The following is a 26,216-nucleotide window of genomic DNA, read 5'->3' as shown; positions in this document are numbered from 1 at the left end:
ATCAAATAACATTTGGGTACTCACAATACCCATGCCGGGCTTCGCGGTGCTCAGCCCAGCCTACAAAAACCATTTAAATACAATAATTTATTTGAAAATAGTAGCCTGCGCTGATAAGCGCGGGACAGGATGCACGAAACAAACATCCGGCCAACGGCGATGTGCGATGCCGGGCTTCGCTGCGCTCAACCCAGCTTACGAAAAATCGTTTAAATACAATAATTTATTTGAAAATAGCGGGACAGGATGCACGAAACAAACATCCGGCCAACGGCGATGTGCGATGCCGGGCTTCGCTACGCTCAACCCAGCCTACAAAAACCATTTAAATACAATAATTTATTTGAAAATAGTAGCCTGCGCTGATAAGCGCGGGACAGGATGCGCGAAACAAACATCCGGCCTTTGGGGATACCCGATGCCGGGCTTCGCTACGCTCAACCCAGCCTACAAAAACCATTTAAATACAATAATTTATTTGAAAATAGTAGCCTGCGCTGATAAGCGCGGGAAGGATCTGCGAAAAAAACATCCGGCCTTTGGGGATACCCGATGCCGGGCTTCGCTGCGCTCAACCCAGCCTACGAAAAATCGTTTAAATACAATAATTTATTTGAAAATAGTAGCCTGCGCTGATAAGCGCGGGACAGGATGCGCGAAACAAACATCCGGCCAACGGCGATGTGCGATGCCGGGCTTCGCTGCGCTCAACCCAGCCTACAGATAAGGTGATGTTTTTAATGGGTTTTTACTTGCATCAAAACCGTAGCCTTGTATCTTAACCTGCCCGTGAAAAAAGCCCCGGATGTGCGTCTGCCGCGTTCATTGTTTTATACGGCAGAACCGTCACTTCGCTGCCAACGGTTAAAAACTCTTCGTTAAGCCATTTGGCAGCACTCGGCAAGACCCTCACACAGCCGTGGCTGGTGTTATCTTCAGGTACTTCGTAGCCCGCATGAATGGTGTATCCCTGGAAGAAATACATGCAATAAGGCATTTTAGCGCCGCCACCCACTTCTACCGGGTATTCACCCGACTTGCAGTCGAGACTGCCTTTGCGGTAAATATGAAAAATACCGGTCACTGTGCGACAGGGCTGGCCAACGTCTTCGCAGAAGTCCTTGCCACCAGAAGCACTTCCGGTCATAACCCGGGTACCATCAACATCATAAGCGGCCCAGGCGTGTGCATTGGGGTCGAAGATAAAACGTTTTTTTCCGGTTGCCTTTAGCTGCTCCGGAAAATAGTCACGCCCACGCTTGTCCTTCAGGAAATGCTGGGTACGGTGCACCACACCGGCATCGTCGGTGATGAGCGTGGAGGGATCGGTTTCCATACAGCCGGTCAGGCCAAATGACAGCATCATGCCGGTGAGGATGGTCTTCTTCATGGATACATTGCTCCTGAAATTATTTTTGCAGCCGACGGTAACGAATTCTTGAGGGCCTGTCGGCAAGGTCGCCAAGACGCCTGCGTCTGTCAGCTTCATAGTCGGTGTAATTACCCTCAAGAAATACTACCTGAGAATCCCCTTCAAAGGCCATTAAATGCGTACAAACTCTATCAAGGAACCAGCGGTCGTGCGATACGACGATGGCACAGCCCGGGAAAACAAGCAGCGCTTCCTCAAGTGCTCGAAGCGTTTCCACATCAAGGTCGTTACTCGGTTCGTCAAGGAGCAGAACGTTGGCACCACAGCGCAGAAGCTTCGCAAGATGCACACGATTACGCTCACCACCCGACAGATGCATCAGGCGTTTCTGCTGATCCGTACCCTTGAAGTTAAAACGCCCCACATAGGCACGTGAAGGAATTTGAAACGCGCCAATCTGCATGATATCAAGCCCATCGGAAATTTCTTCCCAGACGGTTTTGTTGGGGTCGAGATGATCACGAAACTGCTCAACAAACGCAAGCTGTACCGTCTCGCCAACGCGCAGCGTACCACTGTCTGGTGACTCAATGCCCATAATCATTTTTAAGAAGGTGGATTTTCCCGCACCATTGGCACCGATAATTCCAAGAATTCCACCTTTTGGCAGAATAAAATCCAGGCCTTCCATTAAGAGCTTATCGCCAAAGGACTTGGAAAGTCCCTGTGCTTCAAGCACCAGGTCGCCCAACCGCTCACCTGGTGGAATAAAGAGTTCACTGGTTTCATTGCGTTTCTGGAATTCGCGGGAATTCATCTCCTCAAAGCGGGCAAGACGCGCCTTATTTTTCGCATGCCGCCCTTTAGGTGAGCTGCGTACCCACTCAAGCTCAGCCTCAATCGCGCGCTTTGTAGCCGCCTCCTGACGCTGCTCCACTGCAAGCCGGGCTTCCTTCTGCTCAAGCCAGGAACTGTAGTTGCCTTTATAAGGTATACCCTCGCCGCGGTCGAGTTCAAGAATCCATTCCGCGACATTATCCAGAAAATAGCGATCGTGCGTAATCGCCACAACCGTACCCTGAAATTCTTCAAGGAAACGTTCAAGCCATGCGACACTTTCAGCATCGAGGTGGTTGGTAGGTTCATCGAGCAGCAGCATGTCGGCATCTGACAGCAGCAGACGACAAAGGGCAACGCGGCGACGCTCTCCGCCTGATAGCGTTTCAATGCGCTCGTCCCATCCTGGAAGGCGTAGAGCATCAGCAGCCACTTCGAGCTTGCGGTCAAGTTCCCAGCCGCCGCAGGTGTCAATCGCCGCCTGCAAGTCGCCCTGTTCGGTCAACAGCGCATTCATCTGCTCATCACTCATCGGTTCGCAAAAAAGCATGCTGATTTCATTGAACCTGTCGAGCAGCGCCTTAATACCAGCAACGCCTTCTTCAACCACTTCGCGTACCGTTTTTTGCATATCAAGTTCTGGCTCCTGCGGCAAATAGCCAATTTTGGTGCCAGGTGCTGGATACGCCTCTCCTTCAAACTCTTTATCTACACCTGCCATGATTCGCAGGAGCGTTGATTTTCCCGAACCATTCAGACCCAATACCCCAATTTTCGCGCCCGGCAGAAAACACAGATTGATGTTTTTCAGGATATACCGCTTGTCGCCGACAATTTTGCCGACACGGTTCATGGTGAAAATATACGATGTCATAGACTAAAAACTCCTGATTCAATCCCAGTTAAGGATAACTTTTCCCGATTGGCCGGATGCCATGATTTCAAAGGCATGCGCATACTCGCTCACGGGGAATTCATGGGTGATAACCGGGATAATATTCAGCCCGCTTTGCAGCATGGCTATCATTTTGTACCAGGTTTCATACATTTCGCGCCCGTAAATACCCTTGACTATCAATCCTTTAAATATCACCTGATTCCAGTCGGTTGGGGTATTTTCTGGCGGAATGCCAAGCATGGCCACATGACCGCCATGGTGCATGCTTCGAAGCATGCTGTTCAGGGCATCGGGGTTGCCGGACATTTCAAGACCAACGTCAAAACCCTCCGTCATGCCCAGTTCTTTCATAATATCCGCCAGCGACCGTTCCCGGACATTAACCGCCCGTGTGGCACCCATGGCAGCTGCGAGCTCAAGGCGATAAGGGTTTACATCCGTAATGACCACATGACGGGCGCCGGCATGGCGCGCAATCGCGACCGCCATGATACCGATAGGTCCGGCACCGGTAATGAGCACATCTTCTCCGACCAGGTCAAAAGAGAGCGCGCAGTGAGTGGCGTTGCCAAAGGGGTCAAGAATGCTTGCGACTGAATCGCTGACAGCATCTGGCAGGCGCACCACGTTACTCGCGGGAAGGCTTAAATATTCGGCAAAACAGCCCGGCCGGTTCACGCCAACGCCAAGGGTGTTGGCACAAAGATGGCGTTTACCCGCGCGGCAGTTGCGACAGGTTGCACAGGTAATATGCCCTTCTCCGGAAACCCGGTCACCAATGCTCAATCCGCGCACTTCACTGCCAGTGGCCACGATTTCACCACTGAATTCATGTCCCACGGTCATGGGTACCGGTATGGTAGCCTGAGCCCACGCATCCCAGTTGTAAATATGAATATCCGTACCACAAATTGCGGTTTTTCGTATCTTGATGAGTACATCGTTCACGCCGTATTCAGGCACTGGAACGTCTTCCATCCAGATACCCGGTTTTGCGTATGACTTAACCAGTGACTTCATATGCCCGCCTCTAAATAACACCAAGTTCCCGCCCCACCTTTTCAAACGCCTGAAGCGCGTAGTCAAGCTGATTGACATCATGGGCGGCTGACATTTGCGTACGAATCCGTGCGAGCCCTTTTGGCACCACTGGATAGGAAAATCCGGTCACATAGACCCCTTCCTCAAGCAGACGATTGGCCATCTTAACAGCAAGAGCCGCGTCTCCGAGCATTACCGGAATAATAGGATGCTCACCCGGTATCAGGTTAAAACCAAGACGCGTCATGCCCTCTCGAAAATGCCGGCTGTTACGCTTGAGCGTCTGTAAGAGCTCTGTCCCCTGCTCCAGCCGCTCGAGCACTTCAATGGATACTGCAGCAATCATCGGGGCGAGCGTATTGGAGAAAAGATACGGTCTTGAACGCTGACGCAGCCATTCCACCACCGGCGCACGTGCTGAAACATACCCGCCGGAAGCCCCTCCAAGCGCCTTGCCAAGGGTTCCCGTGAGAATATCGATACGGTCTGCCACACCGCAATACTCAGGTGTTCCGCGCCCGGTTTCTCCCATAAAACCTACCGCATGGGAATCATCAACCATCACCATTGCGTCGTACTTATCCGCAAGTTCACAGATATCAGCTAGATTTGCGATGATGCCGTCCATGGAAAATACGCCATCGGTTGCAATCAGGCGAAAACGTGCGCCAGATGCTTCCTTCAGCTGTTTTTCCAGCGATTGCATGTCGTTATTGTCGTAGCGAAACCGCGCTGCCTTGCAAAGGCGGATGCCATCGATGATGCTCGCGTGATTCAACGCGTCACTGATAACCGCGTCTTCGGGGCCGAGGAGTGTTTCAAAAAGGCCGCCATTGGCATCAAAACAGGATGAGTACAATATGGTATCTTCCTTGCCAAGAAAACGTGACAGGCGTGCTTCAAGCGCCTTGTGCGGTGTCTGCGTACCGCAGATAAAACGTACGGAGGCCATGCCATAACCGTAATGCGCGAGCGCCTCATGCCCCGCTGCAATAAGCTCAGGGTCATTCGCGAGCCCGAGGTAATTATTGGCGCACAGATTAATGACGTCACGGTGCTGAACACGTACAGAACCCTGCTGCGGACCTTCAATAACCCGCTCAGATTTGTAGAGACCATCACGACGCACGGCATCGAGATTTTCCCGGAGGTATTCTGTAAACCGCTGCATGCTTTTCTCCCTGTTCCAGACAAAGTCGGGCATGATAACAAATACCGCTGCAACGCACCATGCCCCATCGGCAAAACGCTTCTGGAACTTGCCAAACTGTCTGCAACCCTTTAACCTAATGCGTACGAATCCTGCAGGTTCAAAGCCTTAAACCGACCGGAATACATGCCTTATGAGCAATCAGAATCCTATCGTTAACATGATTACCCAACAATTGCGCACAGGCGATGTGCTGAACGGGAACATTCTCTCCCTTTTTGAAACGCTTCCACGTGATGCGTTTGTACCGGCAGGCTTTGAGGCTTTCGCCTGGTCGGACATGCACATCCCTCTTGCCGGCGGCGAATGCATGATGACTCCGCTTGAAGAAGGCCTGCTGTTGCAGGCGCTGCAGCTTCAAGATCATGAAAGCGTTCTTGAAGTGGGTACCGGCACTGGCTTCCTGACTGCCATGCTGAGCCGTCAGTGCGCTTCGGTCTTAAGCGTTGACTGCAACCCCGAATTTACCCGAGAAGCCCGTAAACGCCTTGCTGAACACGGTTGCGATAACGTAGAACTTATGACTGGCGATGGCTGCCGCGGATGGATGGCAAAAGCACCGTATGATGTGGTGGTATTTACTGGAGCGCTCGAAGCGTTAACTGAATCGCATTTCCTGCAGGTTGTGCCGGGCGGGCGGCTTTTTGCCATCATCGGCAACGAAACCATCCAGCAGGCGCGTCTTTTCAGTTTGTCTCATGATGAAAAATGGCAGGAGCGCATTGTTTTTGAAACCTGCCTGCCTGAACTGAAGGATAACCTCAGAAAGCCCCGTTTTGATTTTGACGGAGACACGCGCGGATGAACACCCGAAAGCGGCACCGCAAAATAGATTCACAACGGTACCGCACGTTTTCCGGGTGGGTGCGCACGCACATCCTGATGTTATCGGTTGTCGGCGTGTCTATGCCACTGCACGCTGCCGACCTGATGGATGTGTATCAACAGGCGCTGGAAAGCGATCCGGCGTTCAAGCAGGCCTATGATACCTACCTGTCCACCAGCGAAGCCATACCCCAGGCCATTTCCGCCCTGCGGCCCCAGGTGGCAGTCGGTGCGCAGGCAGGGCGCAGCTATGAAGATGCCTCGGTCGGCGCCACTGCCTTTGACACGACTTACTTTAACAACCAGTGGCAAATCAACGCGTCTCAGGCGGTTTTCAACTTCCAGGCATGGTCGCAGGTGCTTCAGGCACGTGCCGCTGTAAAGGCAGCACAGGCAACGTTTAACGATGCGGCTCAAAGCCTGATACTCAGAACCGCAAGTGCTTATCTTGATATTCTGCTGGCCCGTGACACACTCAGTTTTGCAGAAGCTAAAAAACGTGCCAACAAGCGCCAGCTTGACCAGGCACAGCAGCGCTTCAAGGTGGGACTTGATGCCATTACCTCCGTCTATGAAGCTCAGGCGGCGTATGACCAGTCGGTAGCGGAAGTCATTTCTGCGCGAAACAACCAGATTAACCAGAATGAAAACCTGCGAAAACTCACGAACCACGTATACGAATTCCTGGCGCCTCTGCGCGACAGCCGCATTCCTCTGATTCGACCTGAGCCTGACAATGTCGATAACTGGATTGATACCGGCATTCGCCAGAATTACAAACTCTATTCCGCCAAATACAGCCTTGAAGCCGCGCGCGATAATATACGGGTGCAGTCAGGCACCGGATGGCCAACCCTTGCCATTCAGGGAAATGCGCAGCAGGTGCATAACCAGACCACCCAAAGCAGTTTTTTTGTGCCATCGCGGGCGACCAGCGCCAATATCGCGCTCGCGCTGAACTTCCCGATGTTTCAGGGCGGTCTTGTGGCTTCCAAAACTCGTCAGGCACAATTTGACTTTCAGGCCTCAAGCGAACAATTGGAGCAAATATACCGGGATGTGGTGGTCAACAGCCGCATTGCTTTTAACACCATCATCGATGGCATCAGCAAAGTTAAAGCTGACCGTCAAACCATCATTTCTCAGACAAATTCGCTGGAAAGTACCGAAGCACAGTTCCAGGTGGGCACGCGTACCATGGTTGATGTGGTCAACGCGCAGCAACGCCTTTTTGATGCGCAGCGCCAGCTTGCCTCGGATCAATACAATCTTATTCGTGCCATGCTGCAGTTGAAATACCTCGCAGGCACTCTCAACGTCAATGACTTACAGGAAGTCAATTCCTGGCTTGATACCACACGCGTCAACGGCTTTCCACCTGCGAAACCGACAAAGCCTTAATTTTTACCCAGGGTCTGTATGAAAACCACACCATCCGCACTTGAAAAAAAACTGCTGCACAACACAGGCAAGGCAATTGCCCATTACAACATGATTCAACCCGGTGACCGGGTGATGGTCTGCCTCTCCGGCGGCAAGGATTCATTCACACTTTTGTACATTCTCGACAAGCTGCGCCAGCGCACCAATAACCTTTTTGAGTTGTTCTCCTTTACGCTCGACCAATCCCAGCCTGGCTGGAATGACAGTGCCCTGCGCGAGTGGCTGCAGGAGCGCCGTATTCCACATGAAATACTCACGCGCGATACCTACAGCATCGTCAAGGAAAAAATCCCCGAAGGAAAAACCTACTGCTCACTCTGCTCGCGCCTGCGTCGTGGAATTATTTACCGCTACGCTGAAGAGCATGGTTATAACAAGATTGCACTGGGTCATCACCGCGATGACCTGATTCGCACCCTCCTGATGTCGATGTTTTACAATGGCGACATCCGCTCCATGCCGCCAAAACTCTTAAGCGACAACAAAAAGCATATCGTCATTCGCCCGCTTTGCTACGCACAGGAGCGTGATATCAGCGCGTTTTCACTGGAACAGGCCTATCCCATCATCCCGTGCACCCTCTGTGGCTCTCAGGAAAATCTGGCACGCAAGCGTATCGGCAAACTGATAGACAGCCTCGCTGAGGAAAACCCCAAAGTGCCGAGCAATCTCCTGCACGCGCTGCAAAGCATCAAACCGAGCCAGCTCATGGATAAGGCGTTGTGGGACTTCCGAGGGCTGGAAAACCTTCTCGAGCATCCCAAAGAAGCCACCCCCGGGGATGAGACGGCTCTCTGGTTTAACGAGGAAGAAGACGCAGACGAGGTTGGCGCACTGCCTTAACTGCGTTACCATTGCCAAAACCTTACTGTAAGTGGTGCTGAATAATGGCTTTTTCCAGAAACATACGCGCGTTTCGAATCTATCGTAACCGCCAGTTTAAATTCGATGTGGTCGCTGCCATCGTTGTCTTTCTGGTCGCCATTCCCCTCTGCCTTGGTATCGCCATGGCATCGGGCACACCCCTCTTCTCCGGCATTTTAAGCGGCATTGTTGGCGGTATTGTTGTAGGCAGCCTCAGCGGTTCACCCGTCAGTGTCAGTGGACCTGCCGCTGGAATGGTGGCAGTCGTACTGGCAGCGCTTGCCCAGCTTGGCGATTTCAACACGTTTTTACTGGCCGTAGTGCTTGCCGGCGTCTTCCAGGTGCTGGCAGGACGCCTTCGCGCGGGATTTTTTGCCGACTATGTGCCTTCAAACGTTGTACAGGGCCTGCTTTCGGCCATTGGTATTCTGCTGATTATCAAGCAGCTGCCACTGGCCTTCACGCTTTCCTCGACACTTTCCGAGCTAAAGGCGAACCTGCTGGAGTCAACGGGCGGCCTTGCTTTTAAGCCTGTGGTGGACATGGCAGAGCATCTCAATGAAGGCGCCTGCGTCATCACCTTTTTATCGTTTTTTATCCTGATTTTCTTTGATAAAACCCGCATTCGCGCCTTGCGCGAAATTCCCGCCCCCATCGTGGTGGTCATTGCCGGGATTCTCCTCAATGAGCTTTTTCTGCTGCTGGGGTCTGATTTGGTGCAGGAAACGCCACAGCTCGTCAACATCCCCAATAATGGTGGTATCACAGGCTTTCTAAGCGAACTCACCTTTCCGAACTGGTGGGCGATTACCAACCCCAAAGTCTGGGTCAATGCGCTGATTATCGCGGCGGTTGCCTCGCTCGAGAGCCTTTTAAACGTCAAGGCCGGAGAAAAACTCGATAAAAAACGACGCTACTGCTGTAAAGATCAGGAGCTTGTGGCGCAAGGCTTTGGCAACATCGTGGCGGGGCTTATCGGCGGTATTCCTGTCACCTCCGTGATTGTGCGAACTTCTGTCAACGTTCAGGCTGGCGCAAAAAGTAAAATGGCGACCGTGCTGCATGGGATTTTTATCCTTGTAGCGGTCATTGCCATTCCTGGCGTGCTGAATAAAATACCGCTGTCGTGTCTCGCGGCAATTTTAATTTACACTGGCTACAAGCTCGCAAAACCTGCGATTTTCAAAAGCATATGGTCACAGGGACTTGAGCGCTTCATTCCCTTTATTGTCACTCTGACCGGTATTGTGCTGACGGATTTGCTGGTGGGCATACTCTTTGGGCTTGCGACAAGCCTCTTTTTCATCCTGAAAACCAACAGCCAGGCGCGACTTGATATCATTAAGGAAATTTATCCAAAGGGGATTACGCGCCGACTGCTCCTGCCTCAGCAGATAACGTTTCTTAATAAAGCTTCGCTGACCTCAGAGCTTGATTCGCTGCCACGCCGCTCACGCCTTATCATCGATGCCAGCCACACCAATTACATCGATAAGGAGATCATTGAGCTGATTCGCGAGTTTCGCGAAGAACGTGCGCCGCATAAGAAAATTTCGATGAATCTCGTGGGCTTTAAAGACAGTTATGCCATTCACAACACCATCGACTTTATCAATGTCACCACCTATGACGTGCAGTCATCACTGACGCCCAAACGCGTGCTTGCAGTGCTGCGTGAGGGCAACCAGCGCTTTTTACATAATACCCGTATTCACCGTACCTCACAGCTTGATATTCAGTACACGGCCAAAGCTCAGCACCCCATAGCCGTAGTCCTTGGCTGTATCGACTCGCGAGTGCCGGTAGAAACCATCTTTGACATGAGTTTTGGCGACCTCTTTTGCGTGCGCATTGCTGGAAACGTGGTATCCCCGGACGTACTTGCGAGCATTGAATATGCCTGTGAAGTCGTAGGCGCAAAACTCATTCTGGTGCTGGGTCACACGCGCTGTGGCGCGATTTCTGCCGCCTGTGACGGCGTTCAGGCGGGCCACATCACGCAGTTGCTCGATAAAATTCATCCAGCCATACAGGCTGAAAGTGAGACCCTGCCCAATGCGCGTAACAGCCAAAACGCCACCTTCGTGGCGCGGGTCACGGAACTTAACATTGCCAACACCCTGAAGCATCTTTATGAAGAAAGTCCAATTCTCAGGAATCTCGCAGACGCCGGCACCATTGGCATGACTGGCGTATTATATGACGTAAATTCCGGTGAAGCCCATTTTCGCGATTATGGGCCTGACATTGTACGAGTTGATGGCATTGAGGCGTCTCAGAGTGCCGCTGTTGTCAGCAGGCTTTATACTAAAACCAAACCCTGAACTTAAGGAGTGGGCTTCATGCGCACCTCACAATGGCTGATGGCCACCCAGAAAGAAACACCGGCAGATGCCGAGATTATTTCGCATCAACTGATGCTGAGAGCCGGCCTCATCCGCAAACTCGGCTCAGGTCTCTATACCTGGTTGCCCCTTGGGCTTCGGGTCTTGCGCAAAATTGAGCGCATTGTACGCGAAGAAATGAACCGCAGTGGCGCGCTTGAGATACTTATGCCGGCGATTCAACCTGCTGAGCTCTGGGAAGAAACCGGTCGCTGGGAAACCTTTGGCGGACAGCTCCTGACCATGAAAGACAGTAATGGCCGCGCCTACTGCTTTGGGCCAACGCACGAGGAAGTGGTCACTGACCTCATTCGCCGTGAAATCCAGTCATGGCGTCAGCTGCCGCTGACTGTCTACCAGATACAGACGAAATTCCGCGATGAAATCCGCCCGCGCTTTGGAGTAATGCGTGCGCGCGAATTTCTCATGAAAGACGCATACTCTTTTCACCTGACAGAAGAATCGCTGCGAGTAACCTATCAGTGCATGTACGACACCTACTGTCGTATTCTTGAGCGGATGGGATTGCAATACCGCGCAGTCGAAGCCGATACCGGCGCTATTGGCGGCTCTGCCTCGCACGAGTTTCAGGTACTTGCCGATGCGGGTGAAGATCTCCTGTTCTGGAGCGATGGCAGCAATTATGCCGCCAACATTGAACAGGCAACGTCATTACTACCGCCGCCTGCTAAAACATGGCCTGCAGAAAGCATGCAGGAAGTGGCAACCCCTGGCTTAAAATCCATTGATGCCGTCAGTGCGCATCTGGGTGTCAGCCCCTGTCAAACCGTGAAAACGCTCGTGGTCAAAGGCCGCGAACATCCGCTTGTAGCGCTGGTGCTGCGCGGTGATGACACGTTAAATGAGCTAAAAGCGGCTAAACACCCTCTGGTTAACAATCCGCTCACTTTCGCTTCTGACGAAGAGATTGAACAGGCACTTGGCGTGCCGGTCGGGTTTTTAGGACCCGTAGCGCTTACCATCCCTATCATTGCTGACCACCATGCGCTGGCACTTGAGGGCTTTGTCTGTGGTGCCAACAAAGCTGACACGCACTGCCAAAATGCTGCATGGGAGCGGGATGTATGCCTGCCTGCAGCGTTTGACTTGCGTAACGTACGCGAGGGTGACAAAAGTCCAGATGGCAAAGGCACGCTCCATGCCTGCCGGGGCATTGAAGTGGGACATGTGTTTCAGTTGGGCAATAAGTACGCCAAAGCCATGCAGGCCAATGTCATGGATGAATCTGGTCAGCTGCAGACCCTTCTGATGGGCTGCTATGGCATCGGGGTCTCACGACTGGTTGCGGCCAGCATTGAGCAGCATCACGATGAACACGGCATTGTGTGGCCTGAATCCATAGCACCTTTCAACGTAGTCATAATTCCGTTGAACGGTGCACGCTCTGAAAAGGTGCGCGAAGTCGGTGAATCGCTCTATCAGGCGTGCCTTGCGAAAGGAATGGATGTGCTACTTGACGACCGCAACGAACGCCCGGGCGTGCTCTTTGCCGATAGTGAACTCATGGGCATTCCCCACCGCCTTGTGGTGGGTGAACGCAACCTCGCAGAAGGCTTTGTGGAATACCGTGCGCGCACCGGCACTGAAAATATTCGAATACCCCTTTCAGAAGCGGTTGAATACCTCGAGAAACATATGAAGTAGCGAGGTATCTATTCACCACATTTTGAATGCTTTAGGGGAATGGTTACGTAGCGATTTTTTACGCGTTGCTGACCTGCAGCAGCGCTTGCACTACCGCTTTATCAGAAAATGGCGTTTTAACGCCCTTAATTTCCTGAGTAGCCTCATGCCCCTTGCCGGCGATTAAGACCATATCATCAGGCGCACTCTGCAGGAGCGCCTGGCGAATGGCTTCCCTCCGGTCAGGGATGCACTGCACGGGCGTTTCTGCATGGAGCCCCTTGCAGATATCATCAAGAATGGCCTGTGGCGATTCGCTTCTTGGATTGTCGCTCGTTAAAATGACGCTGTCGGCATAACGGCTCGCAATCTCCCCCATTTCCGCACGCTTGGTTTTATCGCGATCGCCTCCACAGCCAAAAACAACTATCACGCGGTTTTGCTTCAAGGCTGAGAGCGTTTTTAAGACATTTTCAAGCGCATCAGGCGTGTGGGCATAATCAACAAATACCTCGGGGTTTGAGGCGACCCGCTCCAGTCTGCCAGGAGCTGGTGCAAGTGTTGGCATAATGGCTTCAACCTCAGCCACAGGATAACCGGCCAGCAGCAGACTCGCGAATACGGCAAGGCCGTTGCTGAGATTAAACTCACCCGGTGACTGCAGCGCTATTTCGTGTTTCCCCCAGGGAGAGCGTACCGTAAGGCGGCTTCCGCCCAGTGTACTTTGCCAGTCTGTTGCGAACACATCGGCGTCATTATGCAGTCCATAGGTCAGAACCTCGCAGCCTGGCACGACATGCTGGCGCATAAAAGGGGTGGCGGCGTCATCGGCATTCAGAAGGGCTGTACGCAGGCCTTCCGTTTCGAACAGCATCGCTTTTGCGCGGGCGTACGCATCCATCGTGTGATGGAAGTCAAGGTGCTCATGGCTCAGGTTGGTAAAAATGGCACTCTCAAAACGCACGCACGCCACACGCTGCAGGACCAGCGCATGTGAAGAGACTTCCATGCAAACACGCTTTTTCCCTTCTTCGGCAAAGCGGTACAGGAGTTTTTGCACGGCCAGTGCATCAGGCGTGGTATTGGCAAGCGGGCGTAAAGCCCGCACATCGCCCTCGCCAAGCGTACCGATATAACTGCAGGCCGCACCTAACCGGCTGTGCGCTGCCGCAAGCTGGCAGGCAATGGTGGTTTTTCCATTTGTGCCAGTCACCCCGGTAATGGCAAGGCGCTCTGAGGGCACTCCATAAAACCGGCTGGCAAGCTCTGCCTGACGTGCACCAAGGTGCTCAATCGGAACAGCAGGGATATGCTCAGGCAGTTCGCCGTTGAAATTTTCAGGGTCAAAAAGTATGGCGGCCGCTCCCGCTGCAGTGGCTTTAGCGATGTAATCTCGCCCATCAGCAAGAGCCCCCTTGTAGGCAAGAAAGGCATCTCCCGGGGCGACACTGCGACTGTCATTGCTAAGCCCGAGAATATCAACAGGTGCCGACGCGGCAGTGGTAAAGGGCTCCAGCAGTTTAGAAAGTTTCATGCTTGCCTCTCTGAGGTAATTTTCAGGCTCACGCAGGCGCTTCATCCGGCGGTACATCAAGAATTCTCAGTGCACCTGCCATCACCCGCGAAAACAAAGGACCGGCAACGGCACCACCATAATACCCCTTCTGCTGCGGCTGGTTAATCATAACCACCACTACGAGGCGCGGATTTGAAACCGGAGCAATTCCTGCGAAAGTACCAATGTGGCGATTGGTTTCATACCCGCCACGGCGCGCCACCCGTGCCGTACCAGTTTTACCGGCCACACGGTACCCCGGCACGCGGGCGAGTTTTCCGGTACCCTCTTTACCGAGTACAGCTTCCATCATCATCAGCACCTGACGCGCCGTTTCCGGCTTCATAACCTGCTCACCCTTTGGCTCCGTTTCAGTGTGCAAAAGCGTCACAGGCTTTAAGCGTCCTTCATTGGCGAACACGGTATAGGCTCGCGCAAGCTGCAGCGGCGTCACCGAAACCGCATATCCAAAGCTGATGGTTGCAAGAACAAAGGGGTTGAAGCGGGTCACTTTTGCGAGTGCGCCCTCTGCTTCACCGGGATAGCCACTCTCCGTGCGTTGCGCAAAACCGCAGCGCCTGAGCAGCTCCGTTAACTGTTCTGGCGGACTGGCAAGCACCATTTTACTGACGCCAATGTTGCTCGAGTGCTGAAGCACGCCGGTAACGGTGAGCACCCCATAATTATGAATATCGCGAATCAGCCTGCCGTGCGCCATCATGCGTCCGGGATTGGTATCGATGATGGTATCAGGTGTAAAAAGCCCCGTTTCAAGCGCACTCGCAATACTGAAGGGTTTTATCACTGAACCGGGCTCAAAGGTGTCGGTTATCGCTTTGTTGCGATAGCTGTCGCGCGTGTAGTGCTCGCGCGCATTCGGATTAAATGATGGAGCGTTGGCGGCTGCGAGAATTTCTCCCGTACGCGTATCAATCACCACAACAGAGCCTGATTTTGCAGAAAATTCTACGACAGTTTTTTGCAGTTCGTGATGGGCAAGGTACTGAATACGCCGGTCGATGCTGAGCGTGAGCGGGTGACCAGGCTTTGGTTCTCTGATGACGCCCAGGTCTTCTATCACCTGACCAAGGCGGTCTTTTACTACCCGCTTTTTACCGGGCACACCCTCAAGCCAATCCTGATAGGCAAGTTCAAGGCCTTCAAGACCATTGTCATCCACGTTGGTAAACCCCACCACCTGAGCTGCACTCTCGCCATCAGGATAATAGCGCTTGAACTCCTGAAGGAAATTCACACCGGGTATATCAAGCTTTGCAATTTTACGTGACAGCATGGGCGGCAGCTGACGCCTCAGATAGACAAATTCTCGCCCTTTTGCCCTTGAAAGTCCGGTACTCAGGCGGCGCTTGTCAATGTCTAAGAGGCGCGCCAGTGTGGCGAGTTGTGATTCAGGGGGATTAAAGGTTTTAGGGTTGACCCATGCAGCCTCGACAGGCGTGCTGACAGCGAGTGGCGTGCCATTTCTGTCGGTTATCATTCCGCGATATGCCGGAATATCGATGGTTCGCAGGCTGCGGGCGTTGCCATGCGCGCGCAAAAACTGACGGTTCAGCACCGTCAAATCAACCATTCGCCAGACCAGTACCAGAAGCAGAAGCACAAATACACCCGATACGACCCAAAGGCGGGCGTTTCGCGAAGGCTTCTTCATTGGGCACGCAGTATCCGCGTTTGAGCCGGATTTGGCAGCACCATGTGCAGCTTATCCTGTGCCAGAGCCTGTACACGGGCAGGTGTTGCAAGGCTTGCCTGCTCGAGCAGGAGCTGTCCCCACTGAAGCTGCAGCCGGTTGGACTGCTGCTCAAGCTGCTGCAGCTGACCAAGCTCTAAACGGTGGGCATTGGTGCAGTACACTACACCCAGTGCACTGAAGAGTACCAGCACCATCAGCGCCACCAGAAATTTCCATGCAAGGGATATGTGCATGTCACTCCACGCTCCACTGAACACATTGCTTTGATGGATAACCTTCGCTGCTGCATTCATCGTATTTTCTCCCCTGTTCGCAACACCGCGCTGCGTGCGCGGACATTATCTGCCACTTCCTGCTCACCCGCCTTGATGGCCTTGCCAACCCGGCGAAATACCTTATCCTGCGCTTCAAAACGTACTGGAACCTCTCTTGGCAGCACGTCCCCCTGCTCGAGGTTGCGCATAAACTGCTTCACAACCCTGTCCTCAAGCGAATGGAAGCTGATAACCGCAAGCCTCCCCTCTGGCGCCAGCACCTTCATGCTCTGGCTGAGTGCCGCCTTCAGGCTCTCCATCTCCGCATTCACGTGTATGCGTATGGCCTGAAACACCCGGGTTGCCGGATGTTTGTGCCGCTCCCATCGCGGATTGGCCGCTTTTACAATCTCAGCGAGCTGGAGTGTCCGCTCCAGAGGCGCTTTAGCGCGTGACTCGGCAATTGCCCGGGCAATTCGTCCTGAGAAGCGCTCCTCACCATACTCGCGAAATACCTGTGTCATCTCATCCACACTGGCTTCATTGACAAAACGTGCCGCACTGAGTGGCTGGCGCGTATCCATGCGCATGTCGAGCGGGCCGTCCTGCATGAAGCTGAAACCCCGCTCCGGCGTATCAAGCTGTGGCGATGACACGCCTAAATCCATCAAAATTCCGTTAACCATGCCCGTTAAACCCGCCTGTTCCACAGCATTTGCAAGCTCTGCAAAGGAACCATGGTACAAATGCAGACGCGGCTCATCTTTGAAAACTTCGCCTGCATGGGCAATGGCCTCGGCATCACGGTCAATCGCCATCACCCGCCCTTCTGGGGCAAGTGATGCCAGTATGCCCCGGGTGTGTCCGCCTCTCCCAAAGGTGGCATCCACATACACCCCATCTGGCTTTATCGCCAGCGCTTCGATTACTTCTTTAAGCATCACCGGTTGATGCATCACACAACACCTTTGCTGATTACAGTGAAAACGTCTTCATCTCATCGGGCAAACCGCCCCCCTTCGCTTCCTCTGCCAGCCATTCATTACGTCGGCTGTTCCAATGCGCCTCATCCCACACTTCAAACTTGTTGCCCTGACCGACCAGCACTATTTTTTTATCAAGACGTGCGTAATCCCGCAGCAAGGGCGGCAACAGGAGACGCCCGCTTGCATCCAGCTCCACATCAGTTGCATGACCAATCAAAAGGCGCTGAATGCGTCGCGCCTCGGCATTAAAGCTTGGCAGTCGCTGCAAATTTTCTTCAATCACCCGCCAGTTCGCGCCCGGGTAGAGCAGCAGACACGTTTCTTCCGTATCAATCGTCACCACCAGCGAACCGCCTTCGTGGGCGCTGAGCGCGTCGCGATAACGGGCTGGGACCGCGAGGCGACCCTTTCCGTCAATCGTGATGGCGTTGATTCCGCGAAACATGTTTTTATACTGCGGGGTATTCCCCCACAATTCTCCACTTTTTTACTATTTTAAACCACTTTTCTACACTATAGGAACACCTTTTTGCACACGTCAAGCTTCAAGTGATGTTTTTTCGCCAAAAACCTGCACTTCCTGAGCGCGCAGGTCAGCTGAAAGAAGGTTTCAAACGGTAAAAAAAACTGAAATCAAACCGGATTCATCAATGCAGCAAGGCGAACGCCTTCTAAAACAAGATCAGGAAGGTGCACATCGAAAATACCGTGTTTATCAAAGAATGAGGCAAAGCCACCCGTTGCGAGGACCAGCACATCCTCACCTGAAAAAACGGACTCACGGATTGAAGCGACCATTTCACGACAGGCTCCAAGCGCTCCAAAGAAAATACCGGACTGTATGCTCTCAGCCGTTGTACGACCCACGGCCTGCTGCGGTTTTACAATTTCTACACGGGGAAGCTTGGCGGTATTCGCGGAAAGTGCATCCACCGACAGTCGAACACCCGGCATAATGGCGCCGCCCAGATAGGTTTTACCCGCTCGAATGGCACAAAAGGTAGTGGCCGTACCAAAATCGATGACAATCAGATTTTTCTGGGGAAACGCGCGCGTTGCAGCAATCGCGTTCGCGATACGATCAGCGCCCACTTCTGCAGGATGGTGATAACGGATATCGAGGCCAGTTTTTGCACCCGCCTGAAGGATAAACGGCTCAATGGAAAAATACTTAAGACAGGCGGCACGCAGCGAGTAGTCAAGGCGCGGCACTACGGAACAAATGGCGATGGCATCGATGGATTCCGGGGAACATGCGTTCTCGCGTAAAACCTGCTTCAGAAAAATACCAAATTCATCGGAGGTACAATCTTTTGACGTGTGGCGAAAGCGCAGGCGGATAGTCTCTCCCTCAAACACGCCCCCATAAATATGGGAATTTCCAACATCAAGACACAGCATCATGCACACCTGAAAATAAAAGTCGGCCGATAAGCCGGGTTCTGTCGAGGACAATCATTCATCTGGGACATGCGTCACCACATGCCTCAAGCGACCTACCCGAACCCCGCGCGGGCCGCGCGTTGTGGTGTTTCCACCACGTGGGTTCCTATTTGGTCTTGCTCCGGGTGGGGTTTTCCCTGCCACGACTGTTACCAGTCGCGCGGTGCGCTCTTACCGCACCATTTCACCCTTACCTGCAAGCAGGCGGTATATTTTCTGTGGCACTTTCCGTAGGCTCACGCCCCCCAGGCGTTACCTGGCACCCCGCCCTGTGGAGCCCGGACTTTCCTCCCTCTGACAGGCAGAGAGCGATTGTCTGGCCGACTTCGAGGCGATTATATACTCAGAATGACGGAAAACGCCAGTTTTTTGGGCGGTTAGATTTTTTTAGAAACGTGGGGAGCGATTCGTTTTCTGCGGGTCTGGTCAAAGAAAACATGACCTCACCCGCAAAAATACTTTGAGGGACAGGCATAACCTCATTCCATAATGTGGCTGCAAAAACAGCATTTCGGTATTACATCATGAAATGAGGTCGCGCCTTAAACGTCGCGAGTACCGATAAACTCGTCGTCGAAATAACGCTTCAATTTCGTGCGCAACGTGCCACGGCTGACACCCAGTACGCGGGCAGCCTTGGACTGATTGTAGCGTGTCAGTTCCATAACTGTACGGAACAGGGGTGCCTCTACTTCTTCAACAATCAGCTGATACAGGTTCAGGCTTGCATCTTTGCTGTTTTGTGAAGTCAGGTAACGACGTACAGCGCTCACGACCTGGTGCGTCAACGCTTCGCCGCGTTGTTCAACTTCTTGTAAAACTGCGCTCATCAAAAATCTCCTAATAGCTCAAATTGCGGTCTTCTCGCATGCACAAACGAACATGTTCAATGCGCATCATGGGCGATATAGTACCAGATACCTCAAAGAGTGGCAACATTGATTTAATGATATTCATTTATTAAGGAAATATTAAGCGTTTTTTGGGAGCGTATCAACTGTAAAACTCTCACCACAACCGCATTGACCGGTTTGATTCGGATTTTGAAAAACGAGCCGCATGTTAAGTCCTTCGCGCACATAATCAATATGAACCCCGCGAAGCCAGGGATAAGCCGCGCGGTCTACTGCCAGCACCCACTTATCGGTAAGCGATTGAATAATCGCGTCTTCTTTAGGCTCGCTTAACGTATCAACCACATACGAAAGCCCCGAGCAGCCGGTTTTTTTTACGGAAAGCAGCACGCCCAGAGCTCCCTCTTTTGCAGCCAGCATCCCCGTGAAATGACGAAGTGCGCTCGGGCTCAGGGTAATATCCTCTTTCTTTTCAGAAATATGCTTTTGAACCTCAGTCATGATTTTTTTCTCCAGTCTGGTGCGCATTTCACTAATAATGGCCTTGAAAGCATCCTCAACCTGCAGGGCTACCGGGTAGCGCGCGCGAGGAATGTCAAAATTCTCTATCAATGTCTGATAATCAATCTCAGCGACGGCTGCGATTCCTTGTGCCTCAAAACGGGCGCACATCCATTCACAGGCTGCAATCAGCCAGGGGTTACCAGAAGCCTGAAAGCGCGCCGCCACCACGCCACCCTGTGCGTCGCAGGCAAGATAGAGGTCAATCACGTCACCAAAACCCGCTTGACCGCTGCGATGATACACAAGATTTGGGGCGCCCTCTTTGAGCGTACCGGCGTGGCGCGCCTCAAAAAAACAGCTTTCTGTAAGTTTATTATACGTCATAGGGGTGAAATGTCTTTCAGCCGTGTAACCTGGGTACACAGCGTGTTGATAATAACCGGGATATCCGCCTCAAGGGTAAAACGCCCAAGCGAAAGGCGTACCGCACTGTGCGCGAGAGCATCCGTCAGTCCGAGCGCGCGCAGCACATATGACGGTTCCGTACTTGCTGAACGGCACGCAGAAGTGCTTGAAAGTGCAAGTTTAGAGAGTGCAAGCAGCAGCGCATCCCCATCGAGCCCTTCAAAGGCGAGATTCAGGTTACCAGCAATCCGCGCGTTTGGATGCCCGTTCAGGCGAATCCCGGGGAGGTGCGAAATGCCGTCCCAAATCCGGTAGCGCCAGTTTAAAAGACGCGCCTGCTCTTCATGGCGGATGGCCTCAGAAATCGCAAACGCCTCGCCCATTCCGGCAATCTGATGTGTCGCAAGCGTTCCCGCACGCAATCCGCCCTCCTGGCCGCCACCAAAACTTCGGGGCGTGAGGCGAATGCGCGGTTTGTGACGCACATACAGGGCCCCCACACCTTTGGGGCCGTAGTTTTTATGGGCGGAAAACGCCATCAAATCGACCGGGAGCGATTGCAGGTTAATTCCGACCTTGCCCGCACTCTGCGCGGCATCAACGTGAAACACAATGCCACGCTCACGCAGAAGGCTGCCGATGGCGCCAATATCCTGAATCACGCCTATTTCGTTATTCACATGCATGACGGATACAAGGATGGTGTCTTCTGACAGCGCCTCGCGCAGCGCATCAATCTCCAGCAGGCCGTCAGGTTTTGGAGGCAGGCGCGTCACGCGAAAGCCTTCCTTTTCCAGCTGCTTGAAAGAGTCCAGTACCGCCTTGTGCTCGGTACTCATGGTAATTACGTGCCGTCCCTTGCGCTGGTAGAAATGCGCAGCTCCAAGAATGGCAAGGTTATTCGCCTCGGTCGCACCAGAGGTAAACACGATTTCAGCAGGATTTGCGCCCACTGTTGTTGCAATCTGCTCGCGCGCATGCTCAACCGCAATGGCCGCCCGTTTGCCAAAAAGATGCGTTGTGGAGGCGGGATTGCCAAAATCCCCCTCTGGCCCCATGTAACGCAGCATGACTTCTACAACGCGCGGGTCAATCGGCGTCGTGGCCATGTAATCAAGATAAAGTGGCAGCGCCTCACGCACGCTTATGCCCTCCCTGTGCGCCATCGATTACTTTTTCCATCTGGCTCAGCATGCCGCGCAGCAGATTGACTTCTGTGTCCTCGAGTGTTGCGCGATTAAAAATACGGCGTACCCGCTGAAAAAGCCGCCGTGGCACGGAGGGCCTTAAAAAATCAATGCGTATCAATACCCTACGCAGGTGCTCATAAAACTGTTCCATCGCTTCCGCACTTGCGAGAACTTCTTGTCGATGCGCAACATCTGCCGTTTCATTGAGAAGGTTTTTGCGCATCTCGTAACAAAGCACCTGAACCGCCTGGGCAAGGTTAAGGGACGAGTATTCAGGATTGGCTGGAATGAGGGTGTGGTAGTGGCAGCGTAAAAGCTCCTCGTTAGTCAGGCCTGCGTATTCGCGCCCAAAAAGCAGCGCGGCTTTGGTAGTATTGTCCCTGCCCGCAAAAAGCTCACCGCATTCAGAAGGTGTCAACCCCGGAAGCGAAAGGCCGCGCGGGCGCGCGCTGGTCGCTACAATCAGCTGACAGCCGGCAAGCGCTTCATCAAGGCTCGAAACCACGCGGGCTTCCATTAAGATGTCATCTGCACCAGCGGCCATTTCCACGGCGCGCATATCTGGAAACATCTTAGGCGCCACGAGCCATAAATCCCGTAATCCCATGGTTTTCATTGCGCGGGCGCTGGCACCAATATTGCCAGGATGTGACGTTTCCACCAGCACAACACGGACTGAATCAAGCAGCATACCTATTTAATCCTCAAACATGATTGTGAATAATTGTAACGAATCATGGCTCAGTGTACAAAAAATTTGGTAGAATCGCTCATTTCGTCCAACGGATACCGTTATGCAACCACTCCTGAATATCGCCGTCAACGCCGCCCGACAGGCGGGAGACATCATTGTACGCCACATGGACCAGCTCGACCGGATTAAAATATCCACTAAAGAGAGCCAGGAGTGTTTCAGTGAAATTGATGTTCGCGCCGAACAGGCCATCATCCAGACCATTCACAAGGCTTATCCTGATCATGGAATTCTCGCGGAAGAAAGCGGCATTCAAAATCCGGATGCGGAGCATGTCTGGATAATCGACCCGCTCGATGGCACGACCAATTACCTGCACGGCTTTCCTGTCTTTTCAGTCTCCATTGCGCTCTGCATTAAAAACCGCATTGAGTTCGGGGTAGTCTTTGACCCGGTTCGCCAGGAATGCTTTACTGCAAGCCGTGGCGGTGGTGCGCGCCTCAATGACCGACGCATCCGCGTGTCGGGTCAGTCACAACTTTCAGGCGCACTCCTTGGCGCAGGCTTTCCCATGCGCAACACCGCCCTTTCCAACCGCTCGCTGTCCATGCTGCACGCGTTTATCGGCAAATGCACAGGCTTTCGCCGCACCGGTTCTGCGGCACTCGACCTCGCATATGTTGCCGCCGGTCGGCTTGATGGTCTTTTTGAGTCAGGCCTGCGCCCATGGGACATCGCCGCCGGCATGCTGCTGGTGCGCGAAGCAGGCGGGCTTGTTGGCGATTTTCAGGGTGGCGAGAGCAGCCTTAAAAATGGTGAAGTAGTTGCGGGAACGCCAAAGGTGTTTAAAGGACTGCTGCAAACGATCGCGTCTGTCGAGGATTAGGGTCTGTTGACAAAACCGAGCCGGGTTCCACCATATCCCAGAGCCCTCCTTTTGGCAGGGCCATAAAGAAGGGGGCGCCTGGCGCACGATGTGAAAAAGTCTTCGTTTCAAGGATGTGCTCGTTAATGACTTTTAGTGCGCGCGTATCCTGCATACCCTGCGCCTGCTTTAGTTCACGCGCGAGTGCCATCAGGAGGGGGGTGCGGTTCAGCTTCTTGTATTTTGCGAGTTCGCTGAGAAGTGTTAGCGCATTCTCATAGGGAGCCGGTTGGGTATAGGAGCTGATGTATTCGGCGTCATTGCGGATTATCGAGGTGCATTTCTCTGCAAACGCGTCTTCGCTCATACAGTCTTGCAGCACCTTTCGCGCCGCTCTTTTCGCGGTTTCCACAGAAGCCTTCAATGACGCTCCAATGTCAGTGCCTGTCGCCACTATAAGCAGCATGTCTTCGGCTGCGTGCGGCGTAGTGCCATGAATTTTCACGAGAAGTGGTGCAATAATTTTGCCATACAGCGCATACTCTCGGGACTCAGTGAGGTTCTTTATGTGCGCCAGTGCATGGGTCAGCGTTTCTTTTGGTGCACGCTCCGCGGCACCATTCAGGAGAGGCTCGAGCGTTTCGAGGCTTAAAGCCGGCGTCAACGCCTTCAGACGTTCAAAAAAAGAGTCGTTTAACGCTTTGCCTTGCGAGTTTACCACCTCTAAAAGCCAATGGTATGCAGCCGTTGGATTTTCATAAAGCGCCTGCTCAAAATCCGTATCATTATCGAGGTTTGGCACTTCCTCACAGTTCAGCTTAACCGCCGGCAGCTCAGGATGATTTTTAAGTGCTCGACGCAGCTCTGAGCCTCCCTTAGCGTGAACTCCACGAAAAAACCAATGAAAAAACGAACGCAGAGCTTTAAAGCGTGGCTTCCACCAGAAATCAAGGCCATGTTTGTCAGAAAGCAGCGCTTTGTGTTTCTGTTCAAACGCATCAATCTGACCTTCCGTGCTTAACAAATAAAGAAGACTCTTTTTCAAGACATTGCGTGCAGTCACCACATTCTCAATGGTGTTATACCAGTAACGGCGCAGGGCTTCCTCTCTGGAATAGGCTTTCACGGCATTTTCCGTTCAATTGTAATCCAGTTATGATACCGCGCGCACTTTAGGGCGTGTGTTAAGTTATCGTTAAGGAGTGTTAGGGGGTAGTACAAGGGGCTGTGCACCCGAAATTTACATGGCTTACTCGGTAACGCAAACGGGCACGCAGACGTTCACGTGAAGGTACGCGCGCTCACGCTGAGGAATCCCGACATATTTTTGTACAGCGGGCCAGTTTCAACCAGCGCAGACAAGGCTTTGATGAGTTACTGAGAACTTGAAGTGCATACAAATCCGTGATCACGTTATTTTTCGCAAAAAAAGAATCGGGATCACCCGGCGCGGAAGGCAGGGTTTCAGGCCTGTAGAGTGGCCAAAATCTCTCCCACACGGTCTTCCCCGCGAAGGCGGGGAGCTGCGTTCACATTTGAAGTGCAACACTTTGTTAGAAAAGACTTCAGCGGGAGTTTTATATCCCAGACACTTTCTTGGTGTCAAATTGAAACGTGCTTCATGTTGCATGAGTTCTTCTTCACTTAAGGATTGGAAGTCCGTTTTTCGGGGCAGGAATCTTCTGAGCCTTCCGATGGCATTTTCAACTCCGCCCTTTTGCCACGGTGAATACGCATCACAGAAATAGGTCTGAATACCGTATGCAGCCAGCTGGTGGTGCTCGGCAAATTCGGTTCCATTATCGAAGGTCACGGTTTTAACCGCGCCCTCAGGCAGGCTGGAGAAGAGCCTGCCAAGCTGTTTTGCAATGGGAAGCGCTTCCTTCGTTTGGATTTTGGATAAAAGCAGAGCGCGTGAGTAGCGTTCGTGGGCAACGAGAATCGCGCCACCCTGTTTGGAAAACTGCATCAAATCAACTTCCCAATGCCCAATCTGGTTCCGTTTCAGTACCCTTTTGGGACGTTTGTGTATGGAGACTCTGTCCTTGATAAACGAGGTGGATGAGTGTTTTCTCTTTGCCTTGTGTCGCCGGGTATAGCGTTTGGTAGGCAGGAAATGGCGCCAGCCATACTCTTTAGTGCGTTTTATCTGGCCATAAATAAAACGATAAATTGACTCATACGAAATAATAGGGCAACCTCGCTCCTGCGCCAGCCTCTTTGCGACTGCCTGTGGAGACCATCCCATAGCAAGAAGGTCTAACACAGATTGGCACAATGCAGGCTGGCGCTCCAACCTGCTTCCACGCCACCTGCGTGCACGTGCCTGAACATCCGCATAACTTACGTCATAGCCTTTGCTCTTCGTCGTATTACGTCTTATTTCACGAGATAGGGTAGATGTCGAGCGACCCATAACTGACGCGATTTTGCGGAGTGAATATCCTTCTCTTTGTAAAATGGATATTCGGCATCTCTCCTCCGTAGAGAGGTGATTGTATTTTTTTCCCATAGCAACACCGAGTATAAACGATGTTGCACTTCGTTTGTGAAATCAGGGGACCCATTCAGGAGGTTGCACGGTGCCAACGCATGGTTCGGAACCCGCATGCGCGTTGTACAAAAATATGTCGGGATCACTCAGCGCGCTCGCGTGCATGTGAAAGAGCCGCAACGACCAGTTAATACGCCCTATAAAATCAGAACTTTGGTTCCAGGATTTTTTTTAACCCAATTTGCAACGTATTCTATATAGTTGTTTTTGCCAACGGCAATGCAACCGCGCGTTGCGGGAGGGAGGTTATTCAGCCAGTTGAAAATGGGAGATGACTGCGTTGGGCCGTGGATCCCAACATCTCGACCAGTGTAACCTTCTGCCCTTTGCTTCGCAGTCGGGTAAAGAATAGGTATAAAGACTTTGAACTGGGTTGATTTTCTTGGATAAGCCAGTCCGTACAAACCGACAGGCGTTTTATTATCACCAGCACGTCTTTTTCCAACACCGCTGTTGCCGAGGGCGACTTTGAACGACTTGATAACAGTGCCCTGTTTGCAAATGGTTAAAAGCTTTTTCGAAGTATGCACATTGATTCCGCTGGGTAAAGGGCAGGTTGCTGAGCTTGCGAATAATACGGCGGGAGTAAAAACACCGATTAGGAATAAAGCTGCGTTTATTTTCATATAAGTAGGCTAAACTTATTTAGTATGGGCAATAATTATTCCATAATGTTGCTT

Annotated in this window: 23 protein-coding genes, 1 other RNA gene and 1 pseudogene; 7 read left to right on the top strand and 18 right to left on the bottom strand. The window is 52.5% G+C overall.

Translation table 11 applies throughout. The annotated features are described in order from the left end of the window. Nucleotides 1-31: 31 nt before the first annotated feature. On the top strand, nucleotides 32-727 hold the full coding sequence (locus E4T54_RS10640; RefSeq protein WP_135100414.1) for a hypothetical protein: 696 nt from the start codon (nucleotides 32-34) through the stop codon (nucleotides 725-727). A gap of 51 nt (nucleotides 728-778) precedes the next feature. Here E4T54_RS10640 and E4T54_RS10635 read toward each other — a convergent pair whose 3' ends face one another. The 4 genes from E4T54_RS10635 to E4T54_RS10620 are packed head-to-tail and all read right to left on the bottom strand — an operon-like array spanning nucleotide 779 to nucleotide 5,319. Further along, nucleotides 779-1,390, bottom strand: a complete 612-nt coding sequence (locus E4T54_RS10635; protein ID WP_028386319.1) for a L,D-transpeptidase — start codon at nucleotides 1,388-1,390, stop codon at nucleotides 779-781. Nucleotides 1,391-1,409: 19 nt separating this feature from the next. Next, a complete protein-coding gene (gene ettA / locus E4T54_RS10630; protein WP_028386320.1) occupies nucleotides 1,410-3,083 on the bottom strand; it encodes an energy-dependent translational throttle protein EttA in 1,674 nt (557 codons plus the stop codon). A gap of 18 nt (nucleotides 3,084-3,101) precedes the next feature. Then, nucleotides 3,102-4,127 carry an L-threonine 3-dehydrogenase gene (tdh, locus tag E4T54_RS10625; RefSeq protein WP_028386321.1) on the bottom strand — a complete coding sequence of 342 codons (1,026 nt, stop codon included), beginning with the start codon at nucleotides 4,125-4,127 and terminating at the stop codon, nucleotides 3,102-3,104. Nucleotides 4,128-4,137: 10 nt separating this feature from the next. Continuing rightward, nucleotides 4,138-5,319: a glycine C-acetyltransferase gene (locus tag E4T54_RS10620; RefSeq protein ID WP_028386322.1), complete on the bottom strand. Its 1,182-nt coding sequence runs from the start codon at nucleotides 5,317-5,319 to the stop codon at nucleotides 4,138-4,140. A 172-nt stretch (nucleotides 5,320-5,491) separates the two neighbouring features. On the opposite strand from E4T54_RS10620, the gene E4T54_RS10615 reads away from it, so the two are divergent. From E4T54_RS10615 to E4T54_RS10595, 5 genes are all read left to right on the top strand, one after another. Next, on the top strand, nucleotides 5,492-6,163 hold the full coding sequence (locus E4T54_RS10615) for a protein-L-isoaspartate O-methyltransferase family protein (RefSeq protein WP_035902108.1): 672 nt from the start codon (nucleotides 5,492-5,494) through the stop codon (nucleotides 6,161-6,163). Between the two features lie 77 nt (nucleotides 6,164-6,240). Next, complete coding sequence (locus E4T54_RS10610; RefSeq protein ID WP_035902135.1) at nucleotides 6,241-7,584, top strand: TolC family outer membrane protein; 1,344 nt, start codon at nucleotides 6,241-6,243, stop codon at nucleotides 7,582-7,584. Nucleotides 7,585-7,602: 18 nt separating this feature from the next. After that, complete coding sequence (gene ttcA / locus E4T54_RS10605) at nucleotides 7,603-8,469, top strand: tRNA 2-thiocytidine(32) synthetase TtcA (RefSeq protein WP_028386324.1); 867 nt, start codon at nucleotides 7,603-7,605, stop codon at nucleotides 8,467-8,469. Between the two features lie 44 nt (nucleotides 8,470-8,513). Further along, complete coding sequence (locus E4T54_RS10600; RefSeq protein WP_028386325.1) at nucleotides 8,514-10,814, top strand: SulP family inorganic anion transporter; 2,301 nt, start codon at nucleotides 8,514-8,516, stop codon at nucleotides 10,812-10,814. An 18-nt stretch (nucleotides 10,815-10,832) separates the two neighbouring features. After that, nucleotides 10,833-12,539 carry a proline--tRNA ligase gene (locus E4T54_RS10595; RefSeq protein WP_028386326.1) on the top strand — a complete coding sequence of 569 codons (1,707 nt, stop codon included), beginning with the start codon at nucleotides 10,833-10,835 and terminating at the stop codon, nucleotides 12,537-12,539. A 58-nt stretch (nucleotides 12,540-12,597) separates the two neighbouring features. Here E4T54_RS10595 and E4T54_RS10590 read toward each other — a convergent pair whose 3' ends face one another. The 11 genes from E4T54_RS10590 to trmJ form a co-directional block, all read right to left on the bottom strand. Then, on the bottom strand, nucleotides 12,598-14,052 hold the full coding sequence (locus E4T54_RS10590; protein ID WP_028386327.1) for a UDP-N-acetylmuramoyl-L-alanyl-D-glutamate--2,6-diaminopimelate ligase: 1,455 nt from the start codon (nucleotides 14,050-14,052) through the stop codon (nucleotides 12,598-12,600). Between the two features lie 28 nt (nucleotides 14,053-14,080). Then, nucleotides 14,081-15,745: a peptidoglycan D,D-transpeptidase FtsI family protein gene (locus E4T54_RS10585; protein ID WP_028386328.1), complete on the bottom strand. Its 1,665-nt coding sequence runs from the start codon at nucleotides 15,743-15,745 to the stop codon at nucleotides 14,081-14,083. Then, the gene (gene ftsL / locus E4T54_RS10580; RefSeq protein ID WP_028386329.1) at nucleotides 15,742-16,080 is read right to left on the bottom strand and encodes a cell division protein FtsL; all 339 of its coding nucleotides are present in this window, start codon (nucleotides 16,078-16,080) and stop codon (nucleotides 15,742-15,744) included. Before ftsL ends, E4T54_RS10585 begins: the two co-directional genes overlap by 4 nt. Then, a complete protein-coding gene (rsmH, locus tag E4T54_RS10575) occupies nucleotides 16,077-16,997 on the bottom strand; it encodes a 16S rRNA (cytosine(1402)-N(4))-methyltransferase RsmH (protein WP_035902115.1) in 921 nt (306 codons plus the stop codon). Before rsmH ends, ftsL begins: the two co-directional genes overlap by 4 nt. Nucleotides 16,998-17,016: 19 nt before the next feature. Then, nucleotides 17,017-17,472, bottom strand: coding sequence for a division/cell wall cluster transcriptional repressor MraZ (gene mraZ, locus E4T54_RS10570; RefSeq protein ID WP_028386331.1), 456 nt, complete (start codon nucleotides 17,470-17,472; stop codon nucleotides 17,017-17,019). A 188-nt stretch (nucleotides 17,473-17,660) separates the two neighbouring features. After that, nucleotides 17,661-18,431 carry a type III pantothenate kinase gene (locus E4T54_RS10565; protein WP_028386332.1) on the bottom strand — a complete coding sequence of 257 codons (771 nt, stop codon included), beginning with the start codon at nucleotides 18,429-18,431 and terminating at the stop codon, nucleotides 17,661-17,663. An 11-nt stretch (nucleotides 18,432-18,442) separates the two neighbouring features. Further along, nucleotides 18,443-18,798: RNase P RNA component class A (rnpB, locus tag E4T54_RS10560), an RNA gene on the bottom strand. Nucleotides 18,799-19,012: 214 nt separating this feature from the next. Beyond that, nucleotides 19,013-19,300 (bottom strand): helix-turn-helix domain-containing protein, encoded by a 288-nt coding sequence (locus E4T54_RS10555; RefSeq protein WP_028386333.1) that lies wholly within the window; start codon nucleotides 19,298-19,300, stop codon nucleotides 19,013-19,015. A 141-nt stretch (nucleotides 19,301-19,441) separates the two neighbouring features. After that, nucleotides 19,442-20,212 (bottom strand): iron-sulfur cluster assembly accessory protein, encoded by a 771-nt coding sequence (locus E4T54_RS10550; protein WP_081776734.1) that lies wholly within the window; start codon nucleotides 20,210-20,212, stop codon nucleotides 19,442-19,444. Continuing rightward, nucleotides 20,209-21,342: an aminotransferase class V-fold PLP-dependent enzyme gene (locus E4T54_RS10545; protein WP_051550888.1), complete on the bottom strand. Its 1,134-nt coding sequence runs from the start codon at nucleotides 21,340-21,342 to the stop codon at nucleotides 20,209-20,211. The genes E4T54_RS10550 and E4T54_RS10545 overlap by 4 nt, the downstream gene beginning before the upstream one ends. A 25-nt stretch (nucleotides 21,343-21,367) precedes the next feature. Further along, nucleotides 21,368-22,114, bottom strand: a complete 747-nt coding sequence (trmJ, locus tag E4T54_RS10540; RefSeq protein WP_028386335.1) for a tRNA (cytosine(32)/uridine(32)-2'-O)-methyltransferase TrmJ — start codon at nucleotides 22,112-22,114, stop codon at nucleotides 21,368-21,370. A 103-nt stretch (nucleotides 22,115-22,217) separates the two neighbouring features. Here trmJ and E4T54_RS10535 point away from each other — a divergent pair, with 103 nt between their 5' ends. Then, nucleotides 22,218-23,003 (top strand): inositol monophosphatase family protein, encoded by a 786-nt coding sequence (locus tag E4T54_RS10535; protein ID WP_028386336.1) that lies wholly within the window; start codon nucleotides 22,218-22,220, stop codon nucleotides 23,001-23,003. Here E4T54_RS10535 and E4T54_RS10530 read toward each other — a convergent pair. From E4T54_RS10530 to E4T54_RS10520, 3 genes and pseudogenes are all read right to left on the bottom strand, one after another. After that, a complete protein-coding gene (locus E4T54_RS10530; protein ID WP_028386337.1) occupies nucleotides 22,963-24,108 on the bottom strand; it encodes a hypothetical protein in 1,146 nt (381 codons plus the stop codon). The genes E4T54_RS10535 and E4T54_RS10530 overlap by 41 nt on opposite strands. Nucleotides 24,109-24,489: 381 nt before the next feature. Beyond that, a pseudogene (locus E4T54_RS10525) lies at nucleotides 24,490-25,494 on the bottom strand (IS30 family transposase); the annotation flags it as partial. Between the two features lie 179 nt (nucleotides 25,495-25,673). Beyond that, nucleotides 25,674-26,162: a L,D-transpeptidase family protein gene (locus E4T54_RS10520; RefSeq protein ID WP_028386900.1), complete on the bottom strand. Its 489-nt coding sequence runs from the start codon at nucleotides 26,160-26,162 to the stop codon at nucleotides 25,674-25,676. Nucleotides 26,163-26,216: the final 54 nt, after the last annotated feature.

It is taken from the genome of Legionella geestiana, assembly GCF_004571195.1.
Taxonomy (GTDB): domain Bacteria; phylum Pseudomonadota; class Gammaproteobacteria; order Legionellales; family Legionellaceae; genus Legionella_B; species Legionella_B geestiana.
This window is presented reverse-complemented; position numbering and strand designations above follow the sequence as displayed.